Origin of the sequence: Pseudomonas sp. MG-9, assembly GCF_018729515.1 — a bacterium.
GTDB lineage: Bacteria > Pseudomonadota > Gammaproteobacteria > Pseudomonadales > Pseudomonadaceae > Aquipseudomonas > Aquipseudomonas serboccidentalis.
On the sequence record NZ_JAHHZH010000011.1, the window covers coordinates 42,570 to 55,472 of the forward strand.

Consider the following 12,903-nt stretch of genomic DNA (forward strand, 5'->3'; position numbering starts at 1 on the left):
TGCTCCTGGTGACATGCATCGCGCGGCCAGCGACCAGCGCGGTAGAACATGAATAAACGAGTCATGAGGCGCTCCAACCGAGAGCAAACAAGGTCTGCCCTGGCAGCTCGAAACGCACGCGCCCGTCCTGGCAGGCAAACGGCGCGTCGCGGCTGCGGTTGTCCGCGCCGAAATAACGCAATGCCCCCTGGTTCAGCGGGCACTTGGCGCCGTCCAGTTCGACACGCTGCAGACGTGTGCCCTTGTTCACGCCGAGCAGGCCACGCCGGCCGTTACCGGCCATTGCCAGCACATCGACTTCAAACGCATCGTTCTCCAGCCACAACACCTGATGCAGCCAGTGCTGCGCGATGAACTGCTGGGCCAGCCCCACCGGTTTCAGCTCGAAGCGATCATCGCCCAACACCCGCAACATGCCCTTGGGGTACTGCGGCTCGTCGGCGGCCTGAAACCAGTTGAGCATGCTCAGCAAACCGTCCTGCGAAGCGTTGATCACCACCGAGGCCCACCACAGCGAGGCGTAGTGGGTTTCCTGATCGTAGGGGCTGAGGCTGGAGCCGCTGGACAGATTGGTCTGATCCAGCAGCAAGGCTTTGCGCGGTTGGCCGTGGGCGTCGAGGCCCACCAGTTCGGCTGCGCGGCGCACGCTGTCGCGGTAGACGCGGGTGGCGAGCAGGTCGCGGATCATCCATTCGTGCCACGCCAGCGCATCGACCTGATCGGCGGATTCGCTCAGCAAGCGCCGCGCCCAATCGATGCCGCGCTTGTTCGCCGCGTTGTCGGCGAACGGTCCGTTGACCAGTCGTGAGCTGGCCGGCATGGCGATGCGCACCCCGGCTTTGGCGTTCGCCGGATCGCTGCGCACCTGCCGGGCCATGTTGGCGAAAATCGCCCGGTATTGCTCGAAGCTCGAATAGTTGAGGTTCGGCTCGTCGGCAAACCCGATGTAGTGCGTGCCTTTACCGCCCAATGCCCGAGTGCCGGCGAGCCAGGCGTCGAGGCCATTATTGCTTTGCACGTCGGCGCGCAAATCAGCCTGGCGCTGACTGCCGGCAAGCAGGGTGATGTCCTGTTTGATGCCGAAGCGATCCTGATAAACCTCGCGGAACGCGTCTTCGAAATGGGGGTTCTTCGCCGTGACATCGACAAAGGTGTAGTAACTGGCCGCCGTCGGTTTCAGCGCATCCAGCGCGGCATGGCTGGCGACGGGCGGCAGCACGTAGGGCAAGGCGATACCCAGATCCGGTGTGCGGCCGAGGATTTTGTCGTGCAGGGTCAAACGGGTCTGGCCGGGGTCCTCGCGCAGGGTTTGCAGCTGCTGCGGATTCTGCGCAAACCGATTGGCCGTGCCGTCGAGCCAGAACGCCGCTTTGCCGCTGCCTTGCAGACGCAGGCGCCAGATCTGTTCGCGCGCGCTGACCGGCAACGCCACTTGATCGAACTGCCAATAGGCGCGGTAGGGTTTGAGTGCCAGCGTCAGTGGCCGGTCATCGCCAACCCGTTGCGCCGATAGCGCGCTGACCCCGCCATGAAACTTGCCGGCCAGCACCGCGTGTTCCCCCGGCGCGACCTTGAAATACAGCTCGTCGCCATTCTGCGTCTGGACGCTGAAATGCACTTTGGCCGGCTCGAACAGCGCCACGGTGTGGTCATCGTGTTCCACTCGGTAGTTACGGAAGCTGTAGCCGGGGATTTCCAGGCGATAACTGGCGGCGCCCGGCAGCAACGGCCAGCTCTGGGTGCCACGGGTTTCGCTGGCCTTGATCAACCGTTCGCCTTGCAATTTGCCCTGGCCGTCGAGCAGGTACAGGTGCTCTTCGTTGGCGTCGGCTTGCCAGGCCGGCGTCCAGCGCACGGTCACAGTGTCCGGGCGATCGGTTTGCAGATACAGGCTGCCGTCGCGGATCTCGCCCCAGCGCATCGACGCGGCAAAGGCGTTCAGCGACAGGCCGAGACCGAGCAGCAGGACCAGGCTTTTCATACGGCCTTCCGGTGCAACATCTGCCACATCGGCGCGACGTCGCTGGGCAGGATGATCAGGGTTTGCCAGAACGGCACACCGCTCAAACGGCAGTACAACACCAGCATCGCGACCGTCACCGCCAGATAGGCAATCGACGATGCGGCGGCCGCGCCGACGATGCCGTAGGCCGGAATCAGCACCAGATTCAGCGCCAGATTGAGCAAGGCGCCGAGGCCCATCAGCAGCGACACCGTGCCGGGGCGGTTTTTGCCCAGCAGGTCCAGACGCAGGATGCTCGCATAGCACAGGCCGAGCAGCCCCGGCAGCAACGCCAGCAGTGCCGGATACGCCGGTTGGTAAGCGGCGCCGAACAGGGTGACGATCAGCCAGTTGCCGATCACCGCCATGCACAGGCACGCGCCGAGCATCACCGTGGCGGTCAGACGCAAGGCCAGCGGGGTGACTTTGTCCATGCCTTCGTCCTGTTGCAGCAGGCGTTTCATCAGCGGCGTGGTCACCGCTTCCGGGACGATCAGCAGCAGTTCGGCGGCGGCGCTGGCCATCGCGTAATGACCCAGCGCGGTGCTGCCGAGCAGGGCGCCGATGAACAGGTAATCCGAGCGCAGAATCACTTGTTGGAACAGCAGATCCGGATGGCTGCGGGCGCTGTAGCGCAGCAGTTCGTTCTGGCTGGCGCGGTCCCATTGCAACTGCAGTGGCTGTGCGCGTCTGAGCCAGACCCAACCGGCCAGCACCACCAGGCTGATCCCGGCCAGCCAACTGATCAGCGCCGCTTCCAGAGCCGCGCTTTTCCACATCCAGAACAGCGCGAGAAACAGCAGCAGCGGGGCCAGTGATTCGATCAGGCGCAAGGCGTTGAACGCGACCACGCCGCCGGAGGCATTGTGCAGGGTCAGCAGGCCGCTTTTGAGCACGGTCAGCGGCACCGCCAGCAGCAACAGCCAGGCCAGCAGCCCCAGTTGCATGGTCACATCCAGCTCGCCACCGAATTCGCGCACCAGCGCTACCACCAGCAGGGTCAGCAGAGCGGCGAGCAAACAACCGAACACCAGCACCTGACTCAGCAGCAGGCCCATCGGCCGCTGCTTGGCGGCCTGATAACCGACGGCCGAGTTCAGCCCGCCGCTGGTGGCCGCGCTGATCAAGTCCGGCAGGGTGCTGAGCAGGGCGAACAGTCCGCGCTCACTGGGCCCGAGGATTCGCGCCAGCAGCACATTGCGCAGCAGGCGCAGGGCGATCATCGCCAGTTTGGTGCCCATGCTCAGCGCCAGGTGCTTGAGGTAGCGGCTGCGGCTCATGGCCGTGCTCCGCGAAAGATGCGCCACGACAACAGCTCCGGATTACGCGCGGTGCGCTGACTGACGCCGAAACGCGGCAGGTTCAGCGGATCGCCTTCGCCGCGATAGATACCGGTGCCGGTGCCCAGGGCGAACGGGTAGTCGTGCGCGGCCATTTGCTTGCGCACGCGTTCGTCGTTGTTGCCGTTGGGGTAGCAGTACACCGACAGCGGCCGGTTGCAGCCATTGTTCAAGGCTTCACGGCTGCGGCTGATTTCTTCGTTCAGGCGCAGGTCGTCCAGTTCGGTGAGGATCGCGTGGCTGGCGCCGTGCGGGCCGAAACGCACCAGACCGGAAGCTTCCAGCGCCCGCACCTGATGCCAGTCCAGCGCTTGCGGCAATGACTCCGACGGACATTCGTCGGTCAGGCGTTCGAGCATCTGCGGTTCGACGGTCTTCAGGCTTTGCAGGTAATGCAGCAGCGACAGGCTGCGTCGATCGACGTCAATGTCATCGACCAGCACCGGCAGCGGATGCCCGATGGAGTGCAGGCACTCGATCAAGTGCATGCGGGCCTTTTCACCGTGGCTGCCCCACAGGGTTTCGCCAAGGCTTTCCCACCAGAAGCGCTGGCGGCTGCCGATGAAATCGGTGGAGAGAAAGATGCTCGCCGGCACCTGATATTTTTGGAGCAAGGGGAAGGCGTTGACCGCGTTGTCGCGCCAGCCGTCGTCGAAGGTCAGCGCCACCCGCGGGCGTTCGCTGCGCAGTGAATTCGGCGCGAGGATGTCCATCAGCGGCACGCAATCGAAGTGCCGGCGCAGCCACACCAGCAGGTGTTCGAAGGCCTTGGGCCCGACGCACAGTTCATTGCGGTGCGGCAGGTCGGCGGCGCGGTCGTTGCCCAGCACCCGGTGCAACATCAGGATCACCCCGGCGCCCTGCAACTGATTTCGTCCCACGGGGGAGTTGAGGTAAAGCCAGCCACTGGTGCGTTTTATTAATTGTTTGATCGCCATGGCTTTGGTCCTTTCAGCGGTTTTGTTCAGGGTTCCACTGGGCGTAACGGTGGCCGCGCAGGAACTGCCACAGGCCGATGCTCATGCCGGCGAGCGTCACCAGCAGGAAGGCCGCCAGACGAAACGGTTTGGGTAATCGGTGTTGTGAGTCGAGCAGTCCGGCGATCGCCATGGTGTAGCCGAACAGTTGTGCGATCAGCGCCAGTCGATAGAAACCATGGTCGTCCCACAGCCAGAAGCTGCTCAGCAGCAACGGCAGCAGGAGGATCGGCGCCAGACGGCGGATCAGCTTGTGGCTGATCAGCGCAAGCGAATACAGGCCATGTTTGAGCGGGTTGAGCAGCTCACTGCGCTGGGCGAGGCTTTGCAGGCCACCGACGGTCACGCGCTGACGACGGCGAAACTGTTTGTCCGCCTCGTCCACACCGTGGTCGATCACTTGCGCCTCGGGCACGTACACAATGCGTTTGAATGCGACGGGGGCGCAGGTACTGAGAAAGAAATCGTCATTGACCTCCGCCGGCACGTTCTGGAACAGCTCGCGGCGCAGGGCGAGCAGCGCGCCGTCGGCCGAGACCATGCAACCGGTACGGTTCTCGACCCGGCGCAGCCAGCCCTCGTAATGCCGGTACAGACTGTCGCCGATGCTCAAGCCGCCACCGGTCACCGGAATCACCATGTGCCCGGCACAGGCACCGACGGTGGGATCGTTCAGTGGCGCCAGCAGGTAACCGAGGGTTTCCCGCGACCATTGGTTGTCGGCGTCGGTGAACACCAGGATATCGCCGCGGGTCAGCGCCACGCCGGCATTCAGTGTCGCCGCTTTGCCCTGACGCGGCAGATCGAGCACGGTGATGCGCGGGTCAACTATCTTGCGTGCGCAGGCCACGGTGTCGTCGGTGGAGCCGTCGCTGGCGAGAATGATCTGCAACGTGGCCGGTTGATAGTCCTGCGCCAGCAGCGTGCGCAACTTGTGCTCGATGTGCCGCGCCTCGTTGTGTGCGGCGATCACGATGCTGATGTTCAGCGGCGGTGCCGGGGTATGGCGCCAGGCCGGAAACAGTGGCGCCAGCAGGCTCAGCAGCAGTGGATAGCCCAGATAGGCGTACGCCGGCAGCAGCAGGCACAGCCAGAAAATGAATTCAGCCACGGGCAGGCCTCCTGGCGGTCCAATGACACAGACTGAGAATGAAGGCGGCGCCGGCAAGATGCAGACGCAACCAGTGCAGGACCCACAGTTGCAGGGTCAGCGCGAGGTTGTGATGGCGCGCACTCTGGCGAATGCTCAGGACCAGTCCGGGCAGCAGGGTCAGCAGCACCATGATCGCGGCGTGCTGCGGAAAGCCGTCGAACAGGGCGGAGAGGGTCAGGAAATCCAGGATCCACACGCCAATCGACAGCATCGGAAAGCGCAGCAGGCGCAGGCTCAAACCATGCGTGCGCAGCAGTTGCAGATGACTGCCCTGACGCCACATTTCCTTGCCCATCCACTCGCGCCAGTTCATTTCGTAGCCCCAATGCAGGGCCACACGGCTGTTCACCGACAGCAGCCGCGCGCCGTGTTCGTGCAGGCGCAGGGTGAACTCCTTGTCTTCGCCGGTGCGCAGGTGTTCGTTGAAGCCGCCGACCTTGTCGAACCAGTGCCGACGCATCAGCAGGTTGCAACTGGGCAGCCAGTCCACCGTGTGCGACGTCTGACTCGCCGGCCGCAGCGTGCGCCGTTGCCAGGCGGCGGCGTACCACGGCGCGGCGGCGGGGGTGTGCAGATCGAGACCGAACACATCGGCCTGACCACTGGCTTGCAGCTCGAACAACGGCTTGAGCCAGTCTTCAGGCATCTCAACGTCGGCATCGATGAACGCGATCCATTCACCGGTCGCCAGCAGGGCGCCGCGATTGCGCAGGGCGCCGATCATCAAGCCCGGCAGCACCAGCACCTGCGCACCAAACTGGCGGGCGATGTGCGGGCCGTCGTCGCTGGAGCCGTTGTCGACCACAATCAACTCGCACTCGACATCGGCGGCATGCGCGGCCTTTTGCGCGGCCAGCAGCGTGCGCCCGATGTGCCGGGCCTCGTTGTACATCGGGATGATGATGCTGATCCGGCTCATGCTCGGGCCTCGGTCAGGGGGGCCTGTTCGGCTTTGAGGCGCAGGACGCTGGTCAGCGCGAGCATGATCCACACGTACTTCTGGTTCGGTGCACTGAGGAACATCAAGAACAGGGTCAGCGACAGGAAGCTCACGCCCAGGTGGGTCATCAGGTCCGCCTGCTGCCAGTCGCGCCGCAGCATCCAGGCGGCGCGTGCGCGAATCAGGTTGTACAGGCCCAGGCCGAGCATGCCGACGAACAGCAGGCCGGCGGGAATTCCCAGCTCACTGAAGATTTCCAGATAGGTGTTGTGGGCTCGGCGGTACAGGTCGCCGATCTTGCGGTTGGCGGAAAACGCCTTGGCGTAACCGGTGGTCGCGTAGTGCAGCGGGAAGGTGCCGGGGCCGGAGCCGAGCAGCGGATTTTCGCGGATCATCTGCCCGCCGACCACGATGTACGAAGCGCGGCGGCCGAGGGATTCATCCTGTGCTTTGGAGCCGGCGCTGAGAATACTCAGCGACTGAATGCGCGCGATGTATCCGGCGGGCATGGCATAGATTGCCAGCGGAATCACGATCGCCGCGCCCAGCATGGCAAACCCCAGGTGCCGTGGACGGATCCGGGTGAGTTGGGCACGGTAGTGCCAGCAGCCGATCAACAGACTCAAGGCCACCACCACCAGCCCGGAACGCGACTCGGTCTTGGTCATGCCGCCGAGCAGCAGCACGCAGCAAACGCCCCAGAACAAGCGGTGCAACAGGTTCGGACCGCGAATCACCAACAACAGCGCCAACGGAATGGCGAAGGCGATCAGCAGGGCGAAGGCGTTGGGGTCTTCGAGCAGCCCCGCAGCGCGCCCCTGATCCTGGAATTTGGCCGAGAACATCGCCATGGCGCAGGTCGTGCTGACACTCAGGGTCACCAGCCTGGCGAACAGGTCGAGGTTCAGTTCGCGACCGATCAGCAGGGTGATGACAAACAGGATCAGGCCCACGCTCAGCTCGCGCAGGTGCCCCAGCGACATGCCCAGGTCATCGGTATTGAGCAGGCTGAGGAAATACAGGACCAGAAACCACAGCAGAAACCGCCAGATATTGCTGCGCAGACGCTCGCCTGGAATCTGGTGCAGGGCCAGTTGCAGCATCAGGATCACCGCCAGCGAGGCGCCGATCAGTTTGCTTCCGGACACAGAGCTGTCCTTGAAGAACCCTTCGAACGGCACCAGCGCGGCAATACCCAGCAGGCCCCAGGCCGGCTTGCGATACAGCACCGAGAAACCCACCAGGCCAATGACAGCGCCCGGTGCCAGAAACGGATAAGGGCTGGCGAGCAAACCAATGCACACCAGGCCGAGCAGACTGACGATCGAGAGCGGGAAAATCATGCGCGTGCCTCCCGTGCCGTGCGGATGTACAGCTGCGACCAGCGTTCGGCCAAGGCCTTGAGGTCGTAGCGATCCTGTTGCGTACGCTTTGCGTTGTCGCACAATTGCCGGGCCAGGTTCGGCTCGTTCAGCAGGTTGTCGAGCTGGCGGGCGAGGGCATCGCTGTCGACGGGTGTCGCCAGCAGACCGTTGTGTCGATGCTCAAGCACATCCGGAATACCACCGACGGCGAACGCCACCACCGGCACACCGGCCTGCATCGCTTCGAGCAAAATCATCGGCGTGCCTTCGGTGCGCGAGCTGATCACCAGAGCATCCAGTCGCTGCCACCACGGTTGCATGGCGGTCTGGTAACCGGGCAGGCGAATCCGTTGCGACAGTCCGGCGGCGTCGATTCGCGCCTGCAGTGCTTCGCGTTCCGGCCCGTCGCCGAGCATCACGGCATCCAGTTGCGGATGCTGGTGACACAGCGGAATCAGCGCATCGAGAAACAGGTCCGGGCCTTTCTCGCTGCTCAAGCGACCGACGTAACCGGCCAGCCAGCGCTGACGATCCACGTTGCTCACCAGCGCGGCGGCGGCCGGTAGACCGTTGGGAATCACCTGCAGTTTTTCCGCCTGCACACTGGCCTGACGATGCAGTAAGGCGATGCTCTCGGCCACGCACACCACACGATCCACCGACGCCGTGCGGCACAGCTGCAAACTCAGCCAGGTGTAGAACTTCTGCTTGCGGCTGCGTGGGGTGAAGCCGTGCTGGGTGATGACCAGCGGCAAACGCAACAGCGTCGCCCCGACCCAGCCGAGCAACAGCCCTTTGAAGTTGTGGGTGTTGATCAGCGGCTGTTCGCTGCGCCGGGCACGCAGGTGGCGCAACAGTTCACCCAGCCCGGCACAACCCCGGCAGTCCACCCCGGCCTCGCGAAAGCGCGCGATCAACGCCGGCGGTGCATCGAGAAACAGCACCTGGTGCTGCCCCGGTGTCGCCAGACAGTGATCGAGCAACATGCGCTCGGCCCCATAGAAGCCGCCGCTGCTGAGCAAATGAATGATCGGCAGCGCGGCGTTCGGGGTGGACAGCGTGTTCAATTGCGCACCCAGTGCACGAAGCTTGGCACGGTCCAGTTCTTGTGCGGATTGCTTGGCAGCACGTTCTCGTCGTTGATCACCAGCAACACCGGCAGGCCCAGTTCGTGGGAGATTTGCGCAGGATGCTTGAAACGGTGATCGAAGAACTCACGCACATAGACCAGGGCGATCGCCAGCAGCAGACCGGTGAGCAGCCCGAACGGAATGATCAGCAGCGGTTTGGGGAAGGCCGGCTCGGTCGGTTCGAACGGCGGGCTGAGGACTTTGGCGTTCGACAGATCGTCGTTGAGCGAACCGGCGGTGCTGCTTTCGGCGAAGCGTTGCGCGTAGGTCGAGAACGCCGTGTGCAGCGCGTCGATTTCCGTGTCCATCTGCCGCAGCTTGCTTTGGGTTTGCTGCAAGGTGTGGATGCGGTTCTTGAACTCGGCGATGCGCGCGGTTTTCTGCTCGATCACCTGTTGCACCACCGCCAGGTCGGTGGTGCGTTCCTGAATGCGGTTGCTCACCACTTTGAGAAATTGCTGACGGGTGCGGGCAATTTGCTCGCGGGTCAGCAGCATCGGCTCGCTGCCGGGCTGGAACACGGCCAGGTCATTCATGTAGCGGCTGACCTGGGAGGTCAGTTGTTCGCCCAGCTGTTTGATTTCCCGATCCTCGAACGCCACGTTATCGACGGTGGTGGTGAAGGTGAAGGGGAAGGTGTAGTCGTTGAGCTTGTTGCTGCTGGCGGCAGTCAGCGCGGTTTTCAGGTATTCGAGCCAGCGCTGGCTCTGCAACAGGCGATCCTGGTACAGGTTCAGGGCTTGCTCCTCGGTGTTGATCGCGTTCAGGCGGAAGGTGATTTCCTCCTTCGGATCAGACGAAGCAACACTTTCGAGCAACGCCTGGCGATTGCCTTCCAGCCCATCGAGACGCACCTGATACAAGTGCTTCTTGGTTTCGTAGAAGGACTGTGGCAGGTCGATCGATTGCAGCGCCTGACGGCTGACCAGATAGTTCTGCAGCAAGGAGGCGACAAACGTCGTGCCCTGATGCGGATCCGGGAAGCTGTAGATGATCGAGATCACGTTGGAGCCGGGCAGGGTCTCGATCTTCAGGCTGTCGATGGCGTCTTGAGTCAGGCCATCGAGTACGGTGTCACGCACCGGATCGGTTTGCAGCCCGAACATATTGCGCATCGGATTGATCACGTACTGGCGCAGCGGCGAGGAGACGTAGCGCTTGAACGGCCCACTCACCAGTTTGGCGAATACGCCCACTGGAGGGTCGTATTCGCCCTTGTCGCGCAGCTCGCTGATGGTCTGGCGGATCAGCGCCGGGGACCGCAGGATATTGCTTTCGGTTTCCATGTCCGCCAGCGAAGGCGGAATGAAGGTGGCGTTATCGACCGTCAGTGACGTGGTGGCGTCACCCTGGGAGAGTTTTTTCGACTGCACGATCACCTGCGCGGTGATATCGAAGCTCTGTTTGAGCACCAGCGGCAGTAGCAACGCGATGACTGCAAAGATCAGGAAGACCCGTTTCACCAATTGCTTGTTGGCGAAGAAGATCCTGAAGAACTCATGCAGGTAGTTTTCCTTTGGATTCATGATCGTTCACCTGAGAGTCAGTTGTTGTTACTGCCTTTGTTGTCGACGCGGTAGCCGAAGCTGAAGCCCACGCCCTGGAACAGCACCACGTCCGCCAGTTGTCGAGCCAGTTCGCCGGCACTCGCCAGTTTGGTTTTCGGCACGAACAGCATGTCGTCCGGTTGCAGGTAGGCGATCTGCGACGCGTCGCCCGCCAGGGCTTTTTCCACGTCGTAGTGCACGGCCTGCACCTGGTTGCCGTTGCGGCGCATGATCACCACCGAATCCAGACGCGCCTTGACGTTGGTGCCACGGGCCAGGGTCAGCGCTTCAAGCACCGACACCGGACGGCGGATCGGGTAGGAACCCGGCTGGCCGACTTCGCCGAGCACGTAGATCTCGTTGCCGGCGGTGGACTTGAGCATCACATCGACGCTCATCCGCCCCGGCAACTGTGCGTACTTCTGGTTGAGGAAGGTTTCCAGTTGATTGATGGTCATGCCTTGCAGCGGCACGGCGCCGATTTCCGGGAAGCTTGCATACCCGTCGTTGCCCACGGTGATCTCGCGGCTCATGCCGGTGGCCGGGTGATTGAGGGCGCTTTTGAGGTTTTGCTCATTGGTCAGCGGGCTGATGATCTGCACGGTCAGCTGATTGCGGTTGGGCTGGAACAGCTGCTTGCGCTGGTAGGCCCGCTGGATTTCATCGCGTGCTTCATCGCCGGTGAGCCCGGCGATTTTCACCGAGGTGTTGGCCCCCGGCAGGCTGATGGTGCCGTCGGGCAGCACCAGCTGGTTGCCGTTGAGCTGGCTCGCCGCCGTGAAGTTCAGGCCGATCTGGTCGCCCGACTGCACGCGGTAGGCGTCCGAGCCGCTGGTGCTGATGTGGAAGATCACATCCAGCACGTCTTGCGGGCGCAGGGTCTGTTCGACCTTGGGCATGTCGGTCGCCTGGGCGTTGGCCGGCGTGGCGGTGAGAATATTCACCGGCATGTTCTGGGTTTCGGAAGTGCTGGAGCAGCCTGCAAGCGGCAGCATCAGCAGAACAAGTATCTTGGCGTTCATGGCGTCATCCTTCGCGTTTGCTTACAGGTTTTTGTAAAGCCATTTGGGCATGTAGTACTTGCGCCGGTTGAACACGCTGCCGACCACTTTCGCCCCGGCCTGGGTCAGGCGTTGCACGGCGGCCTGGGCGACTTCCCAGCGGGTGTCTTCGGCGCGTACGACAAACACCACGCCATCGACCTGAGTAGCGAGCACCAGCGTGTCGGCCGCGGAATACACCGCGTCACCGTCGATCACCACGAAGCGGTACTGGGTGCCCAACCGATCGAGCAGAGGGCTCAGGCGTTCGGCGGTCAGGTGCTCCAGGGTGCGAATCGGCCGGCCGTTGGGCAGGACATGGAACGGCAGGCTCGAGACCTGCACCACGCAGTCCTGCAACAGCGGCGGGTTGTCCGGGTTGAACAACAGGTCGCGCAGGCCGCGCTCCTTGCCGAGGTTCAGTTGTTGCGTGAGATTGCTCGCCGACTGGCTGGCATCGACCAGCAGCACCTGGCCGCTGCTCATCTGCGCCAGTTGGCTGGCCAGCGCCAGGGCACTGGTGGTAGTGCCGGCGCCGGGGTTGGCGGCGGTCAGAAAGAGGATCCGCAGATCCAGATCCAGCACGGTCGAGATCAGGTTCGATTCGCTGGGGTTGGCAATGCTCAGGCTTTTATTGGTTGAACCGTCCATTAGCTTGCTCCGTGGCCGCTGAATACTTTGAAGGGGGTTTTCAACAGGATCTTCAGATCAAGCAAAAGGCTTTGCTCGGCGATATAGCTGAGGTCCAACTCAACGCGCTGGTCGAAGTCGATGTTGCTGCGTCCGGAGATCTGCCACAGGCCGGTCATGCCGGGGTAGATGCTCAGGCGGGCGAGGTGATTGTCCTTGTAGCGGTAGGCATTGAACGAGGTCGGACGAGGCCCGACCAGGCGCATGTCACCGGTCACCACGTTGATCAGGTTGGGCAGTTCGTCGAGGCTGGTGCGCCGCAGGAAACCGCCGATCCCGGTGATGCGTGGGTCCTTGTCGATCTTGAAATCGATGGCGTCGACCCCGTGCTTGTTGAGGTGGCGCAGCGATTCCTTCAGTTCTTCGGCGTTGCACACCATGGTGCGGAACTTGTACATGCCGAACTTGCGCCCGCGATAACCGGTGCGTTTCTGCACGAACATCACCGGTCCCGGACTGGTGAGTTTGATGGCCAGCGCCAGCCCCAGCAGCAGCGGCGAAAACACCACCAGGATCAGCAGCGCACCGAAGCAGGCCAGCACCCGGTTGGTGCGCGACAGCGTCCAGGGCCGGCCACCGTCGCGGCCGGTCAACCAGCCACGGCCCTGCATGTGGATGGCGGTATCGAGGCGCATTCGGTGCTCGGGGTCCATGCGCTTGTCGCGGCGCATTTGATTGATCGGTACACCTTGCTCATGTCCAGTCATGGGGTCCTCCGCT

11 protein-coding genes are annotated in these 12,903 nt (G+C 63.1%); all 11 read right to left on the reverse strand.

Translation table 11 applies throughout. The annotated features are described in order from the left end of the window. Positions 1-61: 61 nt before the first annotated feature. The 11 genes from KKQ10_RS25045 to KKQ10_RS25095 are packed head-to-tail and all read right to left on the reverse strand — an operon-like array spanning position 62 to position 12,890. The gene (locus tag KKQ10_RS25045) at positions 62-1,981 is read right to left on the reverse strand and encodes a hypothetical protein (RefSeq protein WP_215502598.1); all 1,920 of its coding nucleotides are present in this window, start codon (positions 1,979-1,981) and stop codon (positions 62-64) included. After that, entirely contained in the window at positions 1,978-3,282 is a 1,305-nt protein-coding gene (locus KKQ10_RS25050) for a lipopolysaccharide biosynthesis protein (RefSeq protein ID WP_127651810.1), read from the reverse strand. The genes KKQ10_RS25045 and KKQ10_RS25050 overlap by 4 nt, the downstream gene beginning before the upstream one ends. Then, a complete protein-coding gene (locus KKQ10_RS25055) occupies positions 3,279-4,280 on the reverse strand; it encodes a polysaccharide deacetylase family protein (RefSeq protein ID WP_215502599.1) in 1,002 nt (333 codons plus the stop codon). Before KKQ10_RS25055 ends, KKQ10_RS25050 begins: the two co-directional genes overlap by 4 nt. A gap of 13 nt (positions 4,281-4,293) precedes the next feature. Continuing rightward, positions 4,294-5,430, reverse strand: coding sequence for a glycosyltransferase (locus KKQ10_RS25060; protein ID WP_127651808.1), 1,137 nt, complete (start codon positions 5,428-5,430; stop codon positions 4,294-4,296). Beyond that, positions 5,423-6,391: a glycosyltransferase gene (locus KKQ10_RS25065; protein ID WP_215502600.1), complete on the reverse strand. Its 969-nt coding sequence runs from the start codon at positions 6,389-6,391 to the stop codon at positions 5,423-5,425. The genes KKQ10_RS25060 and KKQ10_RS25065 overlap by 8 nt, the downstream gene beginning before the upstream one ends. Beyond that, complete coding sequence (locus tag KKQ10_RS25070; RefSeq protein WP_127651806.1) at positions 6,388-7,755, reverse strand: O-antigen ligase family protein; 1,368 nt, start codon at positions 7,753-7,755, stop codon at positions 6,388-6,390. Before KKQ10_RS25070 ends, KKQ10_RS25065 begins: the two co-directional genes overlap by 4 nt. After that, a complete protein-coding gene (locus tag KKQ10_RS25075) occupies positions 7,752-8,843 on the reverse strand; it encodes a glycosyltransferase family 4 protein (protein WP_215502601.1) in 1,092 nt (363 codons plus the stop codon). Before KKQ10_RS25075 ends, KKQ10_RS25070 begins: the two co-directional genes overlap by 4 nt. Next, the gene (locus tag KKQ10_RS25080) at positions 8,840-10,432 is read right to left on the reverse strand and encodes a GumC family protein (RefSeq protein WP_215502602.1); all 1,593 of its coding nucleotides are present in this window, start codon (positions 10,430-10,432) and stop codon (positions 8,840-8,842) included. The genes KKQ10_RS25075 and KKQ10_RS25080 overlap by 4 nt, the downstream gene beginning before the upstream one ends. A gap of 17 nt (positions 10,433-10,449) precedes the next feature. Further along, entirely contained in the window at positions 10,450-11,475 is a 1,026-nt protein-coding gene (locus tag KKQ10_RS25085) for a polysaccharide biosynthesis/export family protein (RefSeq protein ID WP_127651803.1), read from the reverse strand. 21 nt (positions 11,476-11,496) lie between these two features. Next, entirely contained in the window at positions 11,497-12,144 is a 648-nt protein-coding gene (locus KKQ10_RS25090; RefSeq protein ID WP_127651802.1) for a CpsD/CapB family tyrosine-protein kinase, read from the reverse strand. Further along, entirely contained in the window at positions 12,144-12,890 is a 747-nt protein-coding gene (locus tag KKQ10_RS25095) for a sugar transferase (protein ID WP_215502603.1), read from the reverse strand. The genes KKQ10_RS25090 and KKQ10_RS25095 overlap by 1 nt, the downstream gene beginning before the upstream one ends. Positions 12,891-12,903 lie beyond the last annotated feature (13 nt).

What these genes read in the sequence shown, in the direction of transcription:
- KKQ10_RS25090 (WP_127651802.1), bottom strand. Translation starts at nt 12,144, where the DNA reads ATGGACGGTTCAACCAATAAAAGCCTGAGCATTGCCAACCCCAGCGAA.
- KKQ10_RS25045 (WP_215502598.1), bottom strand. Translation starts at nt 1,981, where the DNA reads ATGAAAAGCCTGGTCCTGCTGCTCGGTCTCGGCCTGTCGCTGAACGCC.
- KKQ10_RS25055 (WP_215502599.1), bottom strand. Translation starts at nt 4,280, where the DNA reads ATGGCGATCAAACAATTAATAAAACGCACCAGTGGCTGGCTTTACCTC.
- KKQ10_RS25065 (WP_215502600.1), bottom strand. Translation starts at nt 6,391, where the DNA reads ATGAGCCGGATCAGCATCATCATCCCGATGTACAACGAGGCCCGGCAC.
- KKQ10_RS25070 (WP_127651806.1), bottom strand. Translation starts at nt 7,755, where the DNA reads ATGATTTTCCCGCTCTCGATCGTCAGTCTGCTCGGCCTGGTGTGCATT.
- KKQ10_RS25095 (WP_215502603.1), bottom strand. Translation starts at nt 12,890, where the DNA reads ATGACTGGACATGAGCAAGGTGTACCGATCAATCAAATGCGCCGCGAC.
- KKQ10_RS25080 (WP_215502602.1), bottom strand. Translation starts at nt 10,432, where the DNA reads ATGAATCCAAAGGAAAACTACCTGCATGAGTTCTTCAGGATCTTCTTC.
- KKQ10_RS25050 (WP_127651810.1), bottom strand. Translation starts at nt 3,282, where the DNA reads ATGAGCCGCAGCCGCTACCTCAAGCACCTGGCGCTGAGCATGGGCACC.
- KKQ10_RS25085 (WP_127651803.1), bottom strand. Translation starts at nt 11,475, where the DNA reads ATGAACGCCAAGATACTTGTTCTGCTGATGCTGCCGCTTGCAGGCTGC.